Source organism: Xenococcus sp. PCC 7305 (assembly GCF_000332055.1).
In the GTDB taxonomy this organism is placed as follows: domain Bacteria; phylum Cyanobacteriota; class Cyanobacteriia; order Cyanobacteriales; family Xenococcaceae; genus Xenococcus.
Window position 1 is genome coordinate 46,123 of the sequence record NZ_ALVZ01000227.1, and the last position, 21,691, is coordinate 67,813.

20 protein-coding genes are annotated in these 21,691 nt (G+C 41.1%); 12 read left to right on the forward strand and 8 right to left on the reverse strand.

Features of this window, described 5'->3' with window-relative positions; genetic code table 11:
* The first annotated feature begins 218 nt into the window (after positions 1-218).
* The 3 genes from XEN7305_RS22970 (at position 219) to XEN7305_RS22980 (ending at position 3,830) form a co-directional block, all read left to right on the forward strand.
* Positions 219-872, forward strand: coding sequence for a hypothetical protein (locus tag XEN7305_RS22970; protein ID WP_006511929.1), 654 nt, complete (start codon positions 219-221; stop codon positions 870-872).
* Positions 873-1,262: 390 nt separating this feature from the next.
* Positions 1,263-2,189, forward strand: a complete 927-nt coding sequence (locus tag XEN7305_RS22975; protein WP_238569027.1) for a DUF3365 domain-containing protein — start codon at positions 1,263-1,265, stop codon at positions 2,187-2,189.
* Between the two features lie 57 nt (positions 2,190-2,246).
* The gene (locus XEN7305_RS22980; protein WP_006511931.1) at positions 2,247-3,830 is read left to right on the forward strand and encodes a mechanosensitive ion channel domain-containing protein; all 1,584 of its coding nucleotides are present in this window, start codon (positions 2,247-2,249) and stop codon (positions 3,828-3,830) included.
* Here the strand turns inward: XEN7305_RS22980 and XEN7305_RS22985 are convergent.
* Entirely contained in the window at positions 3,827-5,053 is a 1,227-nt protein-coding gene (locus XEN7305_RS22985; protein ID WP_006511932.1) for a M20 family metallopeptidase, read from the reverse strand. The genes XEN7305_RS22980 and XEN7305_RS22985 overlap by 4 nt on opposite strands.
* A gap of 167 nt (positions 5,054-5,220) precedes the next feature.
* On the opposite strand from XEN7305_RS22985, the gene XEN7305_RS22990 reads away from it, so the two are divergent.
* Positions 5,221-5,559, forward strand: coding sequence for a P-II family nitrogen regulator (locus XEN7305_RS22990; protein ID WP_006511933.1), 339 nt, complete (start codon positions 5,221-5,223; stop codon positions 5,557-5,559).
* A gap of 92 nt (positions 5,560-5,651) precedes the next feature.
* Here XEN7305_RS22990 and clpB read toward each other — a convergent pair whose 3' ends face one another.
* Positions 5,652-8,333: an ATP-dependent chaperone ClpB gene (gene clpB / locus XEN7305_RS22995; RefSeq protein WP_006511934.1), complete on the reverse strand. Its 2,682-nt coding sequence runs from the start codon at positions 8,331-8,333 to the stop codon at positions 5,652-5,654.
* A gap of 215 nt (positions 8,334-8,548) precedes the next feature.
* Positions 8,549-9,244: a DUF2993 domain-containing protein gene (locus XEN7305_RS23000; protein WP_006511935.1), complete on the reverse strand. Its 696-nt coding sequence runs from the start codon at positions 9,242-9,244 to the stop codon at positions 8,549-8,551.
* Positions 9,245-9,410: 166 nt separating this feature from the next.
* On the opposite strand from XEN7305_RS23000, the gene XEN7305_RS23005 reads away from it, so the two are divergent.
* Together XEN7305_RS23005 and XEN7305_RS23010 are read left to right on the forward strand one after the other, a co-directional pair.
* On the forward strand, positions 9,411-10,235 hold the full coding sequence (locus XEN7305_RS23005) for a pseudouridine synthase (protein WP_006511936.1): 825 nt from the start codon (positions 9,411-9,413) through the stop codon (positions 10,233-10,235).
* Positions 10,198-11,046: a RodZ domain-containing protein gene (locus tag XEN7305_RS23010; protein ID WP_006511937.1), complete on the forward strand. Its 849-nt coding sequence runs from the start codon at positions 10,198-10,200 to the stop codon at positions 11,044-11,046. The genes XEN7305_RS23005 and XEN7305_RS23010 overlap by 38 nt, the downstream gene beginning before the upstream one ends.
* Before the next feature lie 58 nt (positions 11,047-11,104).
* Here XEN7305_RS23010 and XEN7305_RS23015 read toward each other — a convergent pair whose 3' ends face one another.
* Positions 11,105-12,064 carry an ROK family protein gene (locus XEN7305_RS23015; RefSeq protein WP_006511938.1) on the reverse strand — a complete coding sequence of 320 codons (960 nt, stop codon included), beginning with the start codon at positions 12,062-12,064 and terminating at the stop codon, positions 11,105-11,107.
* A gap of 124 nt (positions 12,065-12,188) precedes the next feature.
* Here XEN7305_RS23015 and XEN7305_RS23020 point away from each other — a divergent pair, with 124 nt between their 5' ends.
* The 3 genes from XEN7305_RS23020 (at position 12,189) to XEN7305_RS23030 (ending at position 14,484) form a co-directional block, all read left to right on the forward strand.
* Entirely contained in the window at positions 12,189-13,112 is a 924-nt protein-coding gene (locus XEN7305_RS23020; protein WP_006511939.1) for an NAD(+) kinase, read from the forward strand.
* A gap of 158 nt (positions 13,113-13,270) precedes the next feature.
* Positions 13,271-13,960, forward strand: coding sequence for a response regulator transcription factor NblR (nblR, locus tag XEN7305_RS23025; RefSeq protein ID WP_040899292.1), 690 nt, complete (start codon positions 13,271-13,273; stop codon positions 13,958-13,960).
* A 329-nt stretch (positions 13,961-14,289) separates the two neighbouring features.
* On the forward strand, positions 14,290-14,484 hold the full coding sequence (locus tag XEN7305_RS23030; RefSeq protein ID WP_006511941.1) for a DUF2949 domain-containing protein: 195 nt from the start codon (positions 14,290-14,292) through the stop codon (positions 14,482-14,484).
* A gap of 159 nt (positions 14,485-14,643) precedes the next feature.
* Here the strand turns inward: XEN7305_RS23030 and XEN7305_RS23035 are convergent, their stop codons facing one another.
* From XEN7305_RS23035 to thrS, 4 genes are all read right to left on the reverse strand, one after another.
* Positions 14,644-15,903 carry a competence/damage-inducible protein A gene (locus XEN7305_RS23035; protein WP_006511942.1) on the reverse strand — a complete coding sequence of 420 codons (1,260 nt, stop codon included), beginning with the start codon at positions 15,901-15,903 and terminating at the stop codon, positions 14,644-14,646.
* A 134-nt stretch (positions 15,904-16,037) separates the two neighbouring features.
* Positions 16,038-17,078, reverse strand: a complete 1,041-nt coding sequence (locus XEN7305_RS23040) for a glycosyltransferase family 4 protein (RefSeq protein WP_006511943.1) — start codon at positions 17,076-17,078, stop codon at positions 16,038-16,040.
* A gap of 43 nt (positions 17,079-17,121) precedes the next feature.
* Positions 17,122-18,405, reverse strand: coding sequence for a serine hydroxymethyltransferase (glyA, locus tag XEN7305_RS23045; protein ID WP_006511944.1), 1,284 nt, complete (start codon positions 18,403-18,405; stop codon positions 17,122-17,124).
* A 182-nt stretch (positions 18,406-18,587) separates the two neighbouring features.
* Positions 18,588-20,402 carry a threonine--tRNA ligase gene (thrS, locus tag XEN7305_RS23050; protein WP_006511945.1) on the reverse strand — a complete coding sequence of 605 codons (1,815 nt, stop codon included), beginning with the start codon at positions 20,400-20,402 and terminating at the stop codon, positions 18,588-18,590.
* Positions 20,403-20,588: 186 nt separating this feature from the next.
* Here thrS and XEN7305_RS23055 point away from each other — a divergent pair, with 186 nt between their 5' ends.
* The 3 genes from XEN7305_RS23055 to XEN7305_RS23065 all read left to right on the forward strand — a co-directional run bounded on the left by XEN7305_RS23055 (position 20,589) and on the right by XEN7305_RS23065 (position 21,673).
* The gene (locus tag XEN7305_RS23055; protein ID WP_006511946.1) at positions 20,589-20,924 is read left to right on the forward strand and encodes a DUF2605 domain-containing protein; all 336 of its coding nucleotides are present in this window, start codon (positions 20,589-20,591) and stop codon (positions 20,922-20,924) included.
* Positions 20,925-20,988: 64 nt separating this feature from the next.
* Positions 20,989-21,312 carry a DUF2973 domain-containing protein gene (locus tag XEN7305_RS23060; RefSeq protein WP_006511947.1) on the forward strand — a complete coding sequence of 108 codons (324 nt, stop codon included), beginning with the start codon at positions 20,989-20,991 and terminating at the stop codon, positions 21,310-21,312.
* Positions 21,313-21,421: 109 nt separating this feature from the next.
* Positions 21,422-21,673 carry a hypothetical protein gene (locus XEN7305_RS23065; protein ID WP_006511948.1) on the forward strand — a complete coding sequence of 84 codons (252 nt, stop codon included), beginning with the start codon at positions 21,422-21,424 and terminating at the stop codon, positions 21,671-21,673.
* Positions 21,674-21,691 lie beyond the last annotated feature (18 nt).

Genomic DNA, 21,691 nt, shown 5'->3' on the forward strand with positions numbered 1-21,691 from the left:
CGATGTGCTTCTTTCTATAAGCTTTAACCACCACCGCCACAGCCGCCTCCGCTCGTACTGCCTTACTACTTATTGTAGTTAAAAACATACGACAATTACAACTTATATGGAATTTTAACAAAAGATATTGATTTACCAATGCTGGTTTTATCGAAATTATTGATTAAGATAATATTCTGAGGACAAGAACGATTAATGTGTTTGAGAGGTGATCAAAAATGACCGAGATTGCAAACGAGGAAATGCGCCGTAAACTAGGCAATCTGACTCAAATACGGGAACTCTTATTTGGCGAACAAATCGAAGATTACGATAGTAGATTTCAACAATATCAAAAGCAAATAACCGACTTAGAGTCTAATGTAAAATCTTTAGAGTCTAATTTAGAGCAATTTAAATTGGATCAGCAACAAAGAATTGAGCAGTTGCAAAATGACTTGTCCCATGAGATAAGTACGGCGATAAATGCCTTGGAGAAAAAGCTCCAGTATCTGGGCTTAAATACTAGCAATGAAGTTACTAAGTTAACTAAAAGTATTGAGACAAAAACCCAAAGAAATTCACAAATAATTGATGCTGTTTCTAAGCGCTTTGAGACTCAGAACCAACAGCTCAGAGAGGAAATAGCCCAAACTAAAACAGGTTTAGAAAAAGACTTATCTGGTCTAAAAAAAGAATTATTAGAGCTATTAGAACAGGATTTAGCTAATTTCTCAAAAGATAATCTTTCTCGTCATGAGTTGGCTGATTTATTGTTTGGAATTTGCATGAAAATTAAAAAAACTGATGTCAATCCTGAACTTTTTGGCTCGACTCAAAACAATCAGGAAATACAAGCAGAATTGATACTTCCAGGAGATAGTAATAGTTAAGGGATGAGGGATGAGGGATGAGGGATGAGGGATGATATTTTGATTTTAATCAAAATTTGCAGAGCTTGTTGTCTCTGTCCCAGTTAATATTGTTTTTCAGAAATCTTAGTGTTTTTTCTTGTTAATATTCAGAACTAATTCTTAACTTATAATAATTTTTACTGTTAGGAATATAAATATTGTTTTTTTAGAAAATCCTATACCAAAAAACTACTGAAATCCGATTAATGTCACGGCTCTTTATCGTAAAAATACCGAGGTAAAAGCCTTCGAGAAGATTTAGATTTGTGGTCAGACATTTTGGTTAGCAACTGAATTTTTTTAATATATAGTATTTTCTTTAAAATTTATTCCACTCCTATGAACCTACAGAAAAGACTCTCATCAGTAGTGCTTGCTATTTTCTTATCTGGGTGGTTGATTGCTGGTTTAACTGCCTACACTATGGAGAAAAGGAATGCGCGACAAGATACCGTTCATACAGCTGAGGTACTTCTAGGTACAGCGATCGCAGCTAGAAGCTATACTTCAGAAGAAATTCAACCTTTGCTCATAGACAAAATTACAAAAGATTTTATTCCCCAGACTGTACCCTCATATTCTGCTCAGCAACTTTTTGCTCGTCTGGGGAAAAAATACCAAGGATATACCTATGCCGAAAGAGTTCTCAATCCTACTAATCGTCAGAATATAGCCAAAGGATGGCAAGTCGAAATGATTCAAGCTTTTATTAAAAATCCTGAATTAAAGGAAATTATTGGAGAACGCACCAACATGGAGGGAGAAGATTTTCTGTATGTTGCTAAACCAATTCAGGTTCAGCAACAAAGTTGTTTACAATGTCATGGAAAACCAGAAGTTGCCCCACCGAGTTTGCTGAAAACCTATGGATATTATAATGGCTTTGATTGGAAACTAAATGAAATTGTGGGCACAAGGTTGATTTCCGTTCCGACATTAATTCCCAAAAAACAAGCACAAAAAGAAGTTTTTTCCTATCTGCTCATGATTGCTAGTGTTTTCTTAGTTGCTTACACAACAGTTAGCCTCATAGTTCAGCATTGGATATTAAGACCTCTCGATGCTATTTCTCATCTAGTTGAACAAGTCAGTCTGCATAGAGTGGAGAATCTACAATTACCCGATGAAAGCTTTGATGAGCTGGGTAAGTTGAGTAAATCTGTTAATAGGCTAATTATAAGTTTGCAGAAAGCACTTTCAAACCAAAAACGGTCGCCTCATAAAAAACAACGGGGAGACAATAATAATCGGCAGCTAGGAGCCAATAATAAACAACAGAGAACTCATGACAAGTAACCAGGATCTAACTTATATCTAAATTAATCCTAATTAAATAATTATTAAAATAATTTCATGAAAACTTCAAATCTAATTCTTGTTGGGTTAACGGGTTTGCTGCTTTTTGTTTATAGTTTTTTGAGGAGTAATCCAGACTTAGTCTCAAATTCTATAGTGAAATTCCTGGGAGTTGCTGTTTTAATTTGTGGCAGTATTGCGATTGTAAATTTTCTCTCTTTTATTATTGTTAATCTTTGGTTTGTGCGTTTTCAAGGTAAACAAGCCTCCGATTTAGTGAAATTAGTGGTTCTGCTATTTCTCTACGGTATTTGTGCAATCATTATCTTTCAATTATTTGGTCAAGATATCACTGCTCTGTTTGCGACCTCTGCCTTAATCACTGCTGTAGTTGGTTTTGCTCTCCAGTCTACTTTAGGCAATTTCTTTTCTGGTGTTGCGCTCCAAATCGATCAACCTTTCCATATTGGAGATCGAGTGATTATTCAGGATGATGAGGGTTCAGTAGTTTCCATTACTTGGCGAGCCACAACTATTCAGACAAGAGAGGGGATATTAGTGCAAATTCCTAATGGTTTGATGTCTGAAGAAGTGGTAAAAGTAATCCCTGGCCAGGGGAATATTCAAAGATCAATCGATTTTCTGGTTTCAGGTCAAGTTCATCCTCAAAAGGTTATTGATACTGTTTATCACGCGATACTCAATCAGTCTCATCCCAACATTAATCTTGACAAGCCAGTGCAGGTTAGTATGTGGAACTTTGAACTTGCGGAAGAATCACTGTTTATAAACTACAGAATTTTCTACTATCCTCGAAATTATGAAGCTGCGGAACAGTATAGCGATCGCGATATTTTACGTCGTGTTTGGTATGCTCTAAACCGTCATGGAATGAATTCCGAAGATCAGGTTGCATCCTCAGATCAACGTCTTAGATTAATTAGCTCTATTGAATTTTTTCGTAACCTCAGCCCAGAAGTGCATCAGATTATATTAAGACATGCCACGTCATTATTGTTTGATACTGGTGAAACCTTAACTAGCTATAATCTTCCGGAGAAAACTATGTTTATTGTTAGTCAAGGCTATGTTAACGTCCAACAAGAATTGAGATTAGTTCCTGGTCAAACCAAATTTCAAGTTTTCACTCGTCGACCGAAAACCCACCCTCCTATTCCATTGGAGCGTCAATTTGTAGAAAGAGTTGCTTTTGAGCTAGCTCAATATATTGGCCCCACGGCATTCTCCTTAGCCCATGAAAAGCGAGTTGCTTCTCTCTACTCGCTTTATCAGCAATTGGCTGAAGAAATTCTTGATCTTGAGCAAAGAGAGACATTTCTCCAATCTTGTCCTGCGGCACCTCTGGAGCAATTGCAGTCAGGTGACTGTTTTGGAGAGCGATCGCTATTTTTCAGTGAGCCTCTGGTTCGAGCAACAATGATCACAGCAGTTGAAACGGAGCTTTTAGCCATTCCTCAAGAGGCAATAGCCAAAGTCTTAGATCACGACCCGAGACTATTAGATGTGATTGCCCATGACTTTGCGAGGTATCAGAGTGAATATCTCACCAAAACTATGCAAATACCTGGTGCTAAAAGTCAAAAAGCAGAACAAATCGCGATCGCCATAGGAAATCTTTAATTATTTTTTCCGGATGCTTCGATACAACGGACAAATATTTCCACTCCCATAGCAAGTACCGTTTCATCAAAATCAAAACGGGGATGATGATGGGGAAAAGCTAAGCCCTTCTCCGGATTAGCCGAACCCAAAAAGAAATAACATCCCGGGATTTTTTGCAAAAAGAAAGACATATCTTCTCCTCCCATAGTCTGGCATTCAGGAACCACTCCCATCGGCGTTTCCAAAACTTCCTCGGCAACAGAACGTACTAATTCTGCCATTCGAGGATCGTTAACTGTAGCGGGATATAACTGCTGATAATCTAGGTCATATCGGGCACCATGACTGTCACAAATCCCAGAAATAATGCTTTCAATTCTTTGGGGAATAATCGATTCTAGAAGAGGATTGAAGTAACGAACTGTACCACTTAAAAAAGCACTATCTGCAATCACATTGAAAGAAGAACCCGCATGAAATTCACCGATGGTAACTACCGCTGAATCAAGAGGATTGATATTACGCGAGACAATAGTTTGCAAAGCACTAACAATTTGAGATGCTACCACAATCGAGTCCACAGTCTGATCAGGCATCGCACCATGACCGCCGCGTCCGATGATCTTCAAGCTAAAACGTTCGGATGCTGCCATGAGGGCACCACTGCGTACGCCCACGGTACCTAAAGGGAGATTATTCCATAAATGCAACCCAATAATTTGTTCGACATCAGGATTTTCTAGTACTCCCGACTCGATCATCGGCTTGGCTCCTCCTGGTCCTTCTTCTGCGGGTTGAAAAATGATTTTGACGGTGCCGTGGAGTTCTTCTCGATTTTGAGCAAGATAATAAGCTGTTCCTAATGCGATCGCCGTATGTCCATCATGACCGCAAGCATGCATTTTGCCATCATGTTGAGAGCGATAGGGGACTTCATTGGCCTCTTGAATCGGTAAAGCGTCGATATCAGCACGAATTGCCTGAACTTTGCCTGGTTTTCCACCTTCAATCAGAGCCACAATTCCCGTTTTAGCAATGCCTGTTTGATGGGGAATTGACCATTCTCGCAACTTTTTTGCGATGAATTCGGCGGTGATTTCTTCTTTAAAACCTAATTCGGGTCTTTTATGAATACTGCGTCGCCAATTTACCAAATTGGGTTGTAGTTCTTTGATTTGAGGGCGAATATTATCCAAATTAAGGGAATTAGGCAAATTTGGGGAATTAATAGCAAAAGTCATTTTACGCTCTATATTAGATTAGTTGTTTTAATATTAGTTCTTAGTTTTTTAGTTTTTAGGTTAGATTTATAAAGATTTTTCGTTCAATTCAATACTTTCTTAGGTTGTAACCTCACAATATAATCTAAGATTACAATAACAAAACTCATAAATGAGGAGATTGAAAATTGAAAAAAATTGAAGCAATTATACGTCCTTTTAAGTTAGACGAAGTTAAAATCGCTCTAGTCAATGCTGGAGTCGTCGGAATGACCGTTTCTGAAGTTAGAGGATTCGGTCGCCAGAAAGGTCAAACTGAAAGATATCGAGGCTCTGAATATACTGTAGAGTTTCTCCAAAAACTCAAAATTGAGATTGTCATCGAAGATGATCAAGTAGACATGGTTGTAGACAAAATCATTGCTGCTGCAAGAACAGGAGAAATCGGCGATGGCAAGATCTTCATTCACCCCGTAGACGAGATTGTTCGTATCCGTACCGGAGAAAAAAATCTCGAGGCAGTTTAACTTCTCAACCAAATCAATTAATTCATCACTAAGAATGGGGGATCTGTTTTGCTATCTCCTCATTCTTTTTTTGTGATGACGACTCATGGGGATTAAGGAGAAATCACCGTCACCTCCTTGACTTCAATGGCAGGTTTATTTTCTTTCTGGGCTGCTTCTTGAGCAAAAACCAACTTATTATCAATACAGTCAACCAAAATTTCGTCTCCTTCGGCAAAACTATTATCGAGAATTTTCGTCGCAATGGGATTTTCTAACTCCCGTTGAATAGCTCTTTTTAAAGGACGAGCCCCGAAAGCAGGATCATAACCAACTTCCACTATTCTATCTAAGGCTGAATCCGATAATTTAATCGCAATTTTCTGCTCTGCCAGTAGATTCTCAATTCTCTTGATTTGAATGGTGACAATATCGCGTAATTGTTCTCGTTTCAAGGAATGGAAAATAATCAGATCATCAATTCTGTTTACAAATTCAGGACGGAAATGCTTTCTTAGAGCCTGGGTCACTCGTTTTTCCACTTCTTCATATTTGGTGTCATTCTCGCCCGAAATATTGAGGATATGCTCACTGCCCACATTACTTGTCATCACAATAATTGTGTTGCGAAAATCGACAACTCGTCCTTGAGAATCAGTAATTCTGCCATCATCTAGAACTTGTAGCAAAATATTAAACACATCTTTGTGAGCTTTTTCTACTTCGTCCAGCAATACCACCGAATAGGGACGACGGCGTACCGCTTCTGATAATTGACCGCCCTCTTCGTAACCAACATATCCAGGAGGGGCTCCCACCAGACGGGAAACAGCATGTTTCTCCATATACTCGGACATATCAATGCGAATCATTGCCTCTTCACTATCAAATAAAAAGGCCGCGAGAGCTCTAGCTAATTCTGTTTTGCCGACCCCAGTAGGCCCCATGAATAAAAATGAACCGATTGGTCTTCCCGGGTCTTTCATGCCCGCTCTGGCACGACGAATCGCAGCGGAAACTACAGCGACCGCTTCTTCTTGCCCAATCACTCGATGGTGTAAATGGCCTTCTAACTGAAGTAATTTTTGTTTTTCTGATTCTAAAAGACGGTTGACGGGTACACCGGTCCAATTAGCGACGATTTCAGCAATGTCAGCTTCGGTTACTTCTTCTCTGAGGAGGGCAGTATCTTGAGATTGGAGTTCAATAAGTTTAGTTTCTTTGGTTTCTAAACTTCTTTGCAGGGTTTCAAGTTTTCCATATTTCAACTGAGCTGCTTTTTCAAGATCATAAGCTCTTTCTGCTTGCTCTACTTGGAGGCGTAACTTTTCTTCTTCTTCTTTTAGGGAGTTGATTTCATCTAATAATTCTTTTTCCGATGTCCATTGAGAAGAAAGTTCCTGTTGTTTGCCTTTTAGTTTCTCCATTTCGGCTTGAATTTTTTGTAACCGTTCCTTGGAGGCGCGATCCACCGTCAGCATTCCAGGACGCTGACTTTCTCCTTCTAAAGAAAGTTTTTCCATTTGCAACTGCATGACTCGGCGATCAATGTCTTCTAGTTCTACGGGTTTCGATGTGATCTCCATTTTGAGTTTTGCGGCAGCTTCATCTACAAGGTCGATCGCCTTATCTGGCAAAAATCTTTCGGTAATATAACGATCTGAGAGAGTTGCCGCGGCGACTAGGGCAGAATCGGTAATTTTGACTCCGTGATGTACTTCGTAACGTTCTTTGAGTCCTCGTAAAATTGAGATCGTATCTTCCACTGTGGGTTGCTTAACGTAAACTTGCTGGAAACGTCTTTCTAAGGCAGGATCTTTTTCAATATGTTTACGATATTCATCTAGGGTTGTGGCCCCAATACAACGCAATTCTCCCCGAGCTAGCATTGGTTTGAGGAGATTCCCGGCGTCCATCGCACCGCCTTCGCGAGAGCCTGCTCCGACAACAGTATGAACTTCGTCGATGAAGAGTACAATTTGCCCGCCTGACTCGGTTACTTCCTTAAGGACATTGCGCAGGCGATCTTCAAATTCACCTCGATATTTGGCCCCAGCGATCAGGCTGCCCATATCAAGACAAATTAACTGGCGGTTTTTTAGGGATTCAGGAACATCCCCATTAACAATGCGTTGGGCTAATCCTTCTGCGATCGCGGTTTTACCGACACCAGGCTCTCCAATCAATACCGGATTATTCTTTTGACGGCGGGAAAGTACCTGAATGACCCTTCTGATTTCTTCATCTCTACCAATTACAGGGTCTAACATGCCGGAGCGAGCTGCCTCTGTGAGATCTCTGCCGTATTTCTCTAAGGACTGATATTGTTCTTCTTGGTTTTGTTCGGTTACTTTTTGTGTACCGCGAATCGATTTAATTGTTGTTTCTAAATTTTGCGGTTCAATATTCAAAGTTCGCAAAGTGCGTTTGCCAATGCGCGCATCTTCTGAAAATGCTACTAAAATATGGCCGACAGAGATATATTTATCTTCCCAACTTTTACGACAAGATTCTGCTCGATCGAGCATTTTGTCTAAACCCTGACCAAGATATAGTTGGGAGCCGCCAATTTTGGGTTGTCGATGGGTGAATATTTCTATTTGCTTCTTGAGGCGCGCAACTTCGACATTAGACTTCTCTAGGATAGTATTGGCTAGTCCTTCTTGTTCTAGCAAAGCCAAAATGAGATGTTCTACTTCTAAATTCTGATTTTGAAATTGTTTAGCTATTTCCTGAGACTGAACAATCGCATTCCAAGCTTGCTCTGTAAATTTACTAGAATCGGTAGGCTGCATACTAAAAGTTATACTATAAGGAGATTATTCTTATAAAATCTGTTTTAGTCGTAAGTATAGCAAGGTTGTGGTGTTTCCGTGAATGCACAGAGTTAGCGTTAGACGAAGGCAGAAGGCAGAGGGCAGAGGGCAGAGGGCAGAAGGTTTTTTTATTTGGCTTGAGAGAGTTTGTCTCCATAAGTGAAGAACCATAAAAATTTCTGGCAATAGAGCTATCACGGAAATATGGTGATTTCGGCTGAAGCGAATAACTTATTCTGAGAGATGGCTAGGTTTGCGATCGCGACCCCCTCGCCCAAGTCAATTTTCAATGGCTGTAATTTTTCGCTGCTTAGTTCGGGAATCCCTTGGATATCTAATGGCGTAAAAACTAAAGTTTGCGGGTCAGATAAATGTAAATCTGTAGTGATTTTGAGCTCTATATCTTTTCCTTGTTTGTTTTCGAGATTTCCCGCCATGATTATCACATTGTCTTGCAAGGCAATTTGCTGCCAGGTAATAGCAGAGTCATCTGGCAAATTTCCCTGGGAAACTGTGACTTGTTGTGAGCGCAAATCCCGCCAAAAATCAGCTAAACCACTCAAAAACAAATCGGATGCTAGAGAAGATTGTAAATCCGAGGCTGTCAACAAAGCTTGAACATTGACAATTATCGGCTCCAATAACTTGAGGGGTTTTCTCTCTAAAATTTCTGGAAGATTCAACAGAATATTATTTCCCGTGACCTCTAGTTGCCGTAAATAGATACCTTGATAAACAGCAGCATTTGCCGCAATAAGTACCTGGGGTAGTTCCCCGCTCAGAATTTGTCGATCTTTGGCTTTGATTTTGACTTTTAAGTTTTTAACTTGCTCAACCTGCGATCGCAAGTATATTTTAACGGCACTAGCCAGTAATTTATCAATAATCATTTATATGATGAAATCCGATCCTAATTGATTATGACCTACTAAGACTGACACCCAGTTGCTATTCTTATGTAATTTTGGGGAACTCTAGCAAATGATTCTTCGCGATTATTGAGAAATTGTAGTTTTGCAATAATGATGGTTACTGATATCAACAGGAGAATCGTTCGTGGCAGAAAGAGTACAAAAAATCCTGTCTCAATGGGGTATTGCCTCACGGCGGAAAGCAGAACAAATGATTAGAGACGGGAGGGTCAAAGTTAATGATCGTATCGCCAAATTAGGAGACAAAATAGATTTGGCAGTGGATAATTTAGAAGTTGATCACAAAAAAATCCAATTGCAGGATCGTCCAGAGAAAATATACCTTTTGGTTAACAAACCTTTGGGAGTCGTTTCGACTTGTTACGATCCGCAACAACGTAGTACCATACTTGATTTACTCCCTGCTAAACTTAAGGAGGGGCAAGGAATTCATCCTGTGGGCAGGCTGGATGTTGAGTCTACTGGTGCATTGCTTCTCACCAATGATGGCAGTTTAACTCTCAAATTAACTCATCCTCGCTATCACTTACCCAAAACCTATCGTGTTTATTTACAGGGTTCTCCTACGGATAAGGATTTGCAACGCTGGCGCAACGGAGTGACGCTTTTTGGTCGTAAAACTCTGCCTGCAAAAATAACTGTGATCAAGAAAGAGCGAGAGAAGACTTTATTAGAAATTGTCCTGATTGAAGGTAGAAACCGACAAATTAGACTAATTGCTGAGAGATTAGGTTTTCCTGTCATTAGCTTGCATCGGGTATCTATCGGCTCAGTCACTTTAAAAAGTGTTGAGAAAGGTAATTTGCCAACTGGGGAATATCGATATTTAAGTAAAACAGAGGTTGATTTTTTAAAAACCAACCGTAACCAAAAAAATAATAATTTAGCTGCATCTAAGAGGAGCGCAGTTCATGAAAGATCATCAAAAAAATCATTTAAAAAATCATAAAAATCAAGCTTTTGCCATGGCAGAAAATTCACAGGTTTTGCAACGTCAAAAGTTACAAGAGATTGGGGCGAATTTATTGAGCGTGCGTACCGAGAAAGGTATCTCACTAGATGATATTGTCACCAAAACTCAGATTACTAAGCGGGTCTTAGTCGCGATCGAGCAGGGTCACTTGGAAGATCTGCCGGAACCTTTTTATACCAAAGCATTAATTAAAAAATATGCCAATGCTCTTGGTATGTCAGCTGTTCCAGACTATACAGTGGTTGATCTAGAACCAACAACTATTCCGGCTCAAGCCCGCAAGAAATTTAACATCAAAAAATATCTTCCTAAATGGCAATTCCCTAAATGGCAATTGCGATCACAACATCTCTATTTACTCTATCTGCTTCTTGTCGGCATTGCTGTCAAAGGAATTGCGACAGTGGTAGACAATCCTAGTAGAACAGAAAACCCCATTTTATTTACAGAAACTGATCTTTCCCAAACTACTTCGACCTCGATTTCTAATGCCCCGTCGAAAAATTCTGCTTCTAAACTAGTCACACAATCGAATACCACAGTTTTTGATTCGGTGGTTGTGGATGTAAATGTCAAAGAACGTTGTTGGTTGAAAGTGATAGTAGATGAGGAAGTAGAGTTTGAAGGGATTTTGCTCAAAGGCACAAATCGCAGTTGGACTGGTAAAGAAAAAATTACTATTGTTGCTGGTAATGCTGGAGGAGTGGTTGTAACTTACAACAAAGGCCAAGGTCAAATCTTAGGCGAGCCGGGAGAAGTTGAAGAAGTCACTTATACTTTGAATTAACGTGAACCCGATGCGTCCCGGAAAGAATCAAGTTGGTTGTGGCTTAAGGTAAAAGCGGTCAGCCCCCGTCCGATGAGCATTGACTAGGATTACTGCCCTCTGCCCTCTGCCCTCTGCCTTCTGCCTTCGAAGTAATCAAATTCCAAGCCAGTTTCGCAGCTCCTATCATGCCTGCTTGATTACCCAATTCTGCTTTTAAAAGTTTGAGACCTAGGCGGGAAGAAGGGTGAACTCTTCTATTTATCTCGGCTAAAGTTGCCGGAAAAAAATATTCGGCGCTAGCACTAATGCCGCCACCTAAAATTATGGCTTCAGGGGTTAGAACATAAACTAGACTGGCAATTCCTGCGGCTAAAGTTTTTCCGTATTGTTGCCAAAAAGCCAAAGATTCGCGATCGCCCTTGGCCGCTAATTGACCCAACTCAAGAGGTTCTCGCCCTGTCATCCGACGAATTGCCCCAATCGAAGCATATTGCTCTAGAGAACCTTGATTGCCACTATTACAAGGATAGCCTTCTGGATAGAGAGTAACTAAACCCAACTCGCCTGCGGCTCCATAACTGCCAGTAAATAGTTTGCCGTTAAGAAAAATTGCGCCGCCAACGCCTGTTCCCAGAGTTAATAAAATAAAATTCTTAATATCTTTTCCTGCCCCCAACCAAGCTTCTCCGACCGCAGCAGAATTAGCATCATTAGCAAGGGTCACAGGCAAATTCGTCCGCTTTTCTAGCCATTCGGCCAAGGGAATATCCGTCCAATCAGGTAAATTAATACCCACTCTAGCAATGCGATTTGTGGCATCGGTTGGACCAGGCATGCCGACCCCGATCGCCAAACAAGAATATTTATCAGAGAATATTTGAATGGGACTCGCGATCGCATTGACAATCGCTTCCGGGGTCGCAGGTTGCGGCGTTGCCAGATTAATTGATTCGAGACAATTCCCATCTGCACGAAAACATCCTAAACTAATGGTCGTGCCCCCAATATCAATACCAATAACTTGCTGTTGACTCATTTTAAAAATATTTTTATAAAAATAGGCAATTAATCTGCTCTCAAACTTGAATATAAGCAATTTATGTTTAGTTTTTTAGCAGGTGATAAGATACAAACTAAAAATAAGGATAGATAGATTAGTCGTGCCAAAGCCAAAAGCAGGCATTATTTACAACGATATTAAACCAACAGCTTGCCAAATTGCCGCGGAAATAGAAGAAATGCTAGTTGCTTGCGGTTGGAATGTTGCCAAAGCCACAGGTTTAGGCGGTATTTTGCAGTACGCCAGTCCTGAAAGTCCCGTTTGTCACACTAGCATAGAATCTTTAGTCCCTCCTAATTTTGACAAAGATATAGCTTTTACCCTTGTTTTGGGGGGAGATGGCACTGTCCTCTCTGCCTGTCGCCAAATTGCTCCTCTGAATATCCCATTACTTGCTATCAACACAGGACATATGGGATTTCTCACCGAAACCTATATTAATCAAATCCCCCAGGCCATTGAACAATTACTAGCTGAAGATTATGAAATTGAAGACCGCTCTATGCTAGCTGTTAGAGTATTTCGTGAAGATAGTTTGTTATGGGAAGCTTTATCTTTAAATGAAATGGTTCTGCATCGGGAACCATTGACTAGCATGTGTCATTTTGAAATTCAAATTGGTAGACATGCTCCTGTAGATGTTGCTGCCGATGGCATTATAATTTCTACTCCCACAGGCTCAACTGCTTATTCCTTGAGTTCCGGTGGGCCTGTGGTGACCCCTGAAGTTCCTGTTTTGCAACTGGCCCCAATTTGCCCCCATTCTCTTGCTTCTCGGGCCTTAGTTTTTTCCGATACCGAAATTGTCAATGTCTTTCCTGCTACCCAAAATCGTATGGTAATGGTGGTTGATGGTAATGGGGGTTGTTATATTGTGCCAGATGATCGAATAAATATTTCCAAATCCCAATTCAATGCTCGTTTTATTCGTTTGAAATCTCCCGAATTTTTCCGTATTTTGAGAGAAAAATTGGGTTGGGGATTGCCTCATATTGCTAAGCCAACTTCTGTCGAACTACCCTGAGGTAAGGGATGAAAGATGAAGGATGAAGGATGAAGGATGAAGGATGAGGAATTTATTCTTTGTTTTGCCCATTTCTCCTAAGAATTAGTACTATGTATTTTTTCCCTTCCTCATCCCTTATCCCTTATCCCTTATCCCTTATCCCTCATCCTTTCCCCATGTCTCTCAATAGTTCCGAGCCCATGCGTGTTCTGTTACTTACAGATGAAATGTTTGCTCGACATGCCAGTCACGATTTACACATAGCAGGATATTTTCCCATTGTCGAAAAAAACCTAGCCTTAACTTGGAAGCGATTTAGCAGCCTGAAAATCGCGATGGTAATTATCGATAAAATTTGGTCTGCTGAAGCTGGAATTCGTTTTTGTCATCTGTTGAGAAATCAGGGTAGTAGAATACCCATTCTGATGTTGCTCGAACAAGGAACCGTAACAGAAAGAGTCGCTTGTCTTGAAGCCTCTGCCGATGATTATCTGCTCAAACCCTACAATAAAGATAATTTATTGGCACTTATTCATTTGTATCTCAAACCCGTTTCTGAACTTAAAGAGAAGTTGCGTTTTGGCGAACTAATGTTAGATTTGACCACTCGTCAGGCAGTCAGAAAAGAACAAAAAATAGATCTCACGATGAAAGAGTTTGAATTGCTGAAGTATTTTATGTTGAATCCTGGTCAGGTTCTTTCTCGAGAAGAAATTATTGCCAATGTTTGGGGCTATGACTATCAAGGGGAATCCAATGTCATCGAAGTTTATATTCGTTATCTGCGACTTAAGATAGAAACTAACGATCAAAAAAGATTGATTCAGACAGTTAGGGGCGTAGGATATGTTCTCCGTGAGACTTAAATGAAGTAGCAAATGATAAATTACGCAACAAATTTTAGCAAAGCAAAAGATCCCTTAATATATTTTTCTGTTAGAGTTGTTAGATATTTCAAAAGTACATAAAAAGTCAATTTTCATCGTAGATAGGTTTAAACAATTTCTTTAGTTATTTGTACCTATCGAATTCAATTAATTTTTTATCAAAATGTGATTTAAGACATTGGCAAGCCCTTGTTTAACTCAAATAATAGTAGAGAATATACAGGTTTTTCTATTTTATTGAGGTGGAAAGCGGGATCGCTGATTGATTTGGTCAGTGTCTATAGAATTTAAGATTTAGGAAATTGGTCATGTTAAAAAACTCTATTTATAAAAACTTTACTCAATTTTTACAGGAAGAATTGGCAATGCCAGCGGATTCTTTGGCGATCGCACAAAAGGCGCTCGAACAAAACCTAGGCCCGATTCCCATGATTTTATGGCAATACGGCTTGGTGAGTTTAGAAGAATTAGACCGCATTTATGATTGGCTAGAAACAACCTAGAATAAGGGATGAGGGATGAGGGATGAGGGATGAGGGATGAGGGATGAGCGGTGAGGGATGAGGGATGAGGGATGAGGGATGAGCGGTCAGACCCCGCGTCGGCGCAAGACGCAAGGGAACGCTGACCAAGAGGGGGATGAGGAGAATGGCCTAATGTCTTTAGTTATTAAGGATTTTTCTGCGCAGGAGATCTAGGGCGTTGCCAATGGTTAAATGACGGTTGAGAGTGCGTCCTCTGGTGTCTCCTAAGCGATATTCAACGCTATCTACTGTGCCTTCAGGGTTTGCTAGTCCAATATAAATTAACCCTACTGGTTTCTCTGCTGTGCCGCCTCCGGGCCCTGCAATGCCTGTAATACTGATGCCCCAACTGGTGTCTAGGGCTTTCTTGACGCCGATCGCCATTTGCTGCGCGACAGGATGACTAACTGCGCCAAATTGAGCAAGGTCTTCACTCTTGACCTGAAGCAGAGACTGCTTGACTTCATTGGCATAGGCAATAACCCCCCCCAGAAAATAATCAGAACTCCCAGGATTTTCTGTTAACATTGCGCCTAAACCTCCGCCGGTACAGGATTCGGCAACGGCCAGGGTTTCCTGGCGATCGCGTAATAAATTTCCCACTACAGAGGTTAAACTCTCATCATCAGCGCCAAAATAATCTAACCCTGCAATTTCTTGGATTTCCTGGGCAATTGGTTCAATCAGGGCGATCGCTTCTGTCTCAGATGTCGCTTTAGCCGACAGTCGAAGACGCACTTCCCCTTGAGATGCATAGGGAGCGACGGTGGGATTCGTTAAATCGAAAAGATGGTTAACTTTTTCGGCTAATGTTGATTCTCCAATGCCCCGAAAGCGCAGCATTTTACTGTAGATAATATCTTGGCCCCAGCCCAAACTTTTCAAGAAAGGAATTGCCGTATCTTGCCACATCCGATGCATTTCTGAAGGTACGCCAGGGAAAGTCAAAATAGTGATCGGCTCGGAATTGGAAGGAACTTGCCAGATCATTCCTGGAGCTGTACCTGTGGGATTGGGTAATATATTTGCACCTACAGGAATCAGCGCCTGTTTGCGATTATTAGCTACCATCTTGCGTCCAATCTTGGCGAATTTTTGAGCTATATCATCAATCACTTCAGGGCTTTCTTCTAAGGGAGTCTGGAAAAAATCTGCGATCGCTTTTGTTGTCAAATCATCAGGAGTCGGCCCCAACCCGCCAGTAAAGATCAAAATTGAAGAGCGCTTCATCGCAATGTCTAGAACTTGATGGATTCTCGCTACATTATCCCCAACCACTGTTTGATAATAATGAGGAATCCCTAAAGCAGCCAACTCCTGAGCCAAATAATGACAATTAGTATTTAATATATCGCCGAGTAATAACTCTGTACCAATGCAAATAATCTCTGCGGTCATAAAAACATAAATTATTAATTGTGAATCATGAAGTATACAACCAATATCTAACAATCAGTTATTTGTTACTATTTTCTTCCTCATCCCTCATCCTTTATCTCTCATCCTTTTAATATCCTTCATCCTTTTAAAAATCACTGTTTCTTCTGGTAGACTTGCCAACCTGTATAACCCAAGAGAAAAGTAGCAGCGATCGCGTAGCCCCAACCACTAGGCATATTAGAAAAGCCCATTGCCAAACTGCCAACCCACAGGGTTAAGGCATAAATAAATAACACCGTCAGACGTTGGGAAATACCAGCTTTCAATAACCAATGATGTAAATGGCTCTTATCCGCGACAAAAGGGGATTTTCCCTTACTAATACGAGATAAAATTACCGCTGACATATCAATGATTGGTACAGCCAGAATTAGGTAAGGCAATAAAACAGCAGTCATAGCAGTTGTTTTTACCAAGCCAATTATGCCAACCCCCGCTAGGGTGAAGCCCATAAAATAAGCCCCTCCATCCCCCATAAAGATTTGAGCAGGGTTGAAATTGTAGCGCAAAAAACCTAGAGCTGCACCAGCTAAAGCAGCCGCGATTAAAGCAGCCGCAGTCTGATCCATAAATAAAGTCACAATCAGCATCACCACTGCGGCAATACCGGAAACGCCTGCGGCCAGACCATCCACTCCATCAATCCAGTTAATGGCATTGGCCATCCCCACCAACCAAATGACAGAAATCGGCAAACTAAATAAACCGAGGTGAATCAACCCAATCAAGGGAATGGACAGAAAATCAATTTGTAATCCCATAAACCAAGTGAGAGTTGCCACCACGATTTGCATCAACAATCTTGAACCAGAAGAAAGACTCAAAAGATCATCAGCAAAGCCAATACAAAAGAAGCCCACACTTCCGAGCATTAGACCGCCCAGGACTTCTTGCTCAGGCACACTAACTGTGTCAAATCCACCTAAGCGCCAGACCATTAGGAGGGCAATCATCGTTCCCCCAAAAATAGAAACCCCACCGACACGAACGACGGGGCTGTGATGGATCTTTCTGGCATTGGGTCGATCTACTATTCCCAACTTAAGACCAACGGTTTTAACATCGGGAATAGTCCATAAAACTACGGTCACAGATATGAGAAATGCAATCAAATGATAGAGTTGTATGGTCATCTCGGTTTATGGTTTATTGAATGGGGTGGGCGTTTTCCTCCTCTTAAACTCCCGCTGTCAGGGGAATTTCTAAGTAAGGATATAAAGGAAAGCGATCGCAGAGTTTGGTTACCCGTTGTAAACAATCACTCTTGACTGCCTCATCTTCTGGATTTAACAGTCGATCTGCCACAATGTTAGCAATCTCTTTGAATTCTGTCGTCCCCATTCCTCTGGTTGTCATAGCCGGTGATCCTAAGCGTAGACCGCTGGTGACAAAGGGAGACTGAGGATCGAAGGGTACAGTATTCTTGTTTGCTGTAATATTTATGCCGCTGACTAATTTGTCTGCTACTTTGCCTGTCATTTCAATACAGCGCAGATCAACAAGAATGAGATGATTATCTGTGCCGTTAGAAACCAGCTTAAAGTTTCTTTCTTTAAAGCCTTCACCCATAGCTTGCGCGTTAGCGATAACCTGAGCAGAATATTCTTTAAATTCTGGTTTAAGTACTTCGCCGAAAGCCACTGCTTTAGCTGCAATCACATGCTCTAAAGGGCCGCCTTGGGTTCCAGGAAAAACTGCTTTGTTAAGTTTTTTCCCCAATTCGGCATCACGGGTCAAAATTAGACCACCTCTGGGTCCGCGTAGGGTTTTATGGGTTGTGGTGGTGACGACATCGCAATAGGGAATGGGATCAGGATGATGTCCGGTGGCAACTAGGCCCGCAATATGGGCAATATCTGCTAGCAGGTAAGCTCCTACTTCGTCTGCGATCGCTCTGAATTTGGCAAAGTCAATTGTCCGAGGATAGGCAGAATAGCCGCAAATGATTAATTTGGGTTTTTCTTTAAGAGCTAGCTCTCTTATTTGGTCAAAATCTAACTGTTCAGTTTCTTTATTTACGCCATACTGAACGACATTAAACCATTTTCCAGATACATTTACCGGTGAACCATGGGTGAGATGTCCCCCATGGGATAAATCCATGCCCATGATGGTATCGCCTGGTTGAAGCAACGTGAGGAACACGGCAAAGTTAGCTTGAGCACCGGAATGGGGTTGGACATTGGCGGCTTCTGCACCAAATATTTTCTTGGCGCGATCGATGGCTAATTGCTCGGCAATATCAATGAACTCGCAACCGCCATAATATCTTTTGCTGGGTAATCCTTCGGCGTATTTATTGGTCAATACGGAACCTTGAGCTGCCATAACCGCAGGGGAGGTAAAGTTTTCGCTGGCAATTAACTCGATATGGGTTCGCTGACGGTGCAATTCTGAAGCGATCGCTTGAGCAATTTCAGGATCGGCTTGAACCAAGAAATCTAAGTTTGTTTGAGTCACTTGATGATCATTATGTTGAATTTATCGGCATTAACCATGCTATCGAAAATTACCTTTATTTTTGTTTTCCCTGGGAAAATAGTAAAGAAATATTACATGAAGCCTCAACTTTGAATTAAAGTGTTTCTTTTTGTCCTTGAAAAGCGAGTGCAAGGCTCAAAAATTGAGCCTATCTCCTCAAGCTAGAAATTACTATGAGATGCGATCGCATTTGTCAGCTTCTCCATAACCTCAGCCACAGGAATTGCTCCCAATTCCCCGGTCGCACGAGTACGGATACTCAAACTATTGCTTTCTAGTTCTTTATCTCCAACAACCGCCATCACCGGAATCTTTTGTTTTTCCGCGTTACGGATCATTTTGCCAAGTCGCTCCCGACTATTATCAGCTTCGGCTCGTACCCCTAGAGCCTGCAATTTGCCCGCCACCTCTTGAACAAAATCCCGATGGGCATCACTCACGGGAAGTAATCTCATTTGAATTGGTGCTAACCAAAGGGGAAAATCTCCGGCATATTCCTCGATTAAAATCCCAATCAAGCGCTCTAGAGAACCAAAGGGCGCACGGTGGATCATTACAGGGCGTTTGCGCTCTCCATCTTCGCCAATATATTCGAGCTCAAAGCGATTCGGTAAATTGTAATCTACCTGCACTGTTCCCAATTGCCATTCTCGCCCCAGAACATCTTCAAAAATAAAATCTAGTTTCGGGCCATAAAAAGCCGCTTCGCCTTCGGCCTCGAAATAATCCATATCCAGAGCTTGTACCGCACGACGGATTGCTCCTTGGGCAGTTTCCCAAAGTTCGTCAGAACCAATATATTTATCAGAACCAGGATCGCGGAAACTCAAACGAGCCTTAAAGTTTGTCAGCTGTAAGCTCTTAAAGACAGTGAGAATGAGATCTACTACTTTCAGAAATTCCCCATCCAATTGTTCGGGGGTGACAAATAAATGAGAGTCATCGACAGTAAAGCCTCTAACTCTGGTTAAACCGCCTAATTCCCCGGATTGTTCATAACGATAAACTGTACCGAACTCGGCTAAACGTATTGGCAACTCCCGATAGGAGCGCAACTGACTCTTATAAATTTGAATATGAAAGGGACAATTCATTGGTTTGAGCACAAAACCCTGTTCGGCCTCGGCAGCTTCTTGGTCCTCTGCCATCATGGGGAACATATCTTCCTTATAATTCTGCCAATGTCCTGAGATTTTAAATAAATCTATCCTGGCCAGATGGGGAGTTACCACGGGAAGATAACCGCGTTTTACCTGCTCTTGTTTGAGGAAGTCTTCTAGTTGCGATCGCAAGATAGTACCTTTAGGAGTCCATAATGGCAATCCAGGTCCCACGGGGTCAGCAAAAATAAATAAGCCTAATTCCTTGCCGAGTTTCCGGTGATCTCTTTTGAGAGCTTCTGCTTTGCGACGCTGATGTTCGGCCAGCTGTTCAGGAGTTTCCCAGGCGGTACCGTAGATGCGCTGCAACTGTTGTTTAGTTTCATCACCACGCCAATAGGCACCAGCAACGCTTTCTAGAGCAAAAGCTTTAGGGTTAAGCTCACCAGTAGTTTCAACATGGGGGCCAGCACATAAATCCCACCATTGGTCTCCTAAATGATATAAGCTAATCGGTTCTTCAATGCGATCGAGGATTTCTAGTTTATAAGGCTCGCCTAATTCTTCGATCCGACTTTTTGCTTCTTCCCTGCTAACTTCTTCACGAATCACCGGTAATTTGCGATTCATGATTTTGATCATTTCTTTTCTAATCCGCTTTAAATCCTTATCGGTAAAGGGTTCAGGACTATCAAAATCGTAATAAAAGCCTTGCTCTGTCCAAGGCCCAATAGTTACTTGCGCTTTGGGAAACAGCTTCTGCACTGCCATCGCCATGACATGAGATGTTGTATGACGGATTTTTTTCAGGGATTCGGATTCGCTAGTACGAGGTAATTTAATTACCACTGATGGTTCTTGATCTACGCTGGGCATATTGCTGTTTCGCTATGCAAGTGAACTCGTTGTATTTTAGCGGAAATCTCCCCCGTTGCGTGGCAGAAATACTTGACTAGCAATAAGTGAGCAAAGGGGAGAATCATGAGAAAAATATTATCTTTTGTTAAGTAATGTTAAAAAAGCTAAGATATATATTGTAATAACAAACTTTTTTATCCTGAAATGTCTTCCCAGCAACCCCAAGATCAAGAACTCCTAGAAGCTCTCTTAGAGCCGCTCTTGGAGGATATCCAGTTTTGGTTTAACCGTTCTGTTTCTTTATTAGAATCTGAGACAATGCCGTTTTTATCTCATTCGGAACAGGCTCAATTATTAAAAAAAATCAAACATCATCAACAAGAAGTATATTCAGCCCAAATACTGTTTCAAGCAACAGGCAAGCAGGCAGGAGTCAGCTCAAAAACCTTATTTGAATGGCATCAAGTGGTAGCTGAATGCTGGTCGATAGCCAAAAGATGGCGTCAGACAAAGAACAGTGATACTATCTCTCCTAATTAGAAAAAAATATAATTTAAAAAATTCATCTACGAAATAGAATAAAGACATTAAGAGGAAAATAATCATGCTGCATCTTCTGTATATTCTTGCCTTTACGATAATTGCGGTTCTCGCAATTACTAACCTGGTTCGCAGTTTAATCTCTTTCAGCACAGATACTCAAAGAGTTTATCCCAACGATAGACGAGCTAATTCAGGGGGAAATCGGAGTGGAACCAAAGGAACAATTGTGCCTCAAAATATTCATCCTGAGTTATTAGATGAACAGGGAAGAGTAATCAATGAACCTTTACTTGTCATGAAATCTGTCTCTGTTGATGATGCCCGTCAACAATTGGACGCACTTTATGATTCTTCCCCTAATAAAGGCCAGGACTCTCCAGAATAATTATTTAATTCTAATAATTATGAGTTCATATCAATCTCTCATCCATTGATACTTTGATGAGCATTCTGGGAACTATGGGACTGCATATTGATTTATTTGTGTGGTAGCTATGCCCAGAAAACCTGACGAGTACGCAGTGAGTATCTTTATGTCTGGAGGACATAAGGAGGAAGTTAGATTTACCACTGTACAAGATTTTCAAAAATGGTACAGCAACGAACTTGTTCCCAAGTCTGATTCTCAAGATTTTATTAGTGTCCCGATTAAGAATATTCAGGGAGAATATATGGTGGTTCGTCCTGCAGGGATTGTGGCCATTAGAGTCGAGCCGGTATTTTTGGGTAGCGTCGAAAGATTTTAGAGATAAAATGAATGGTAG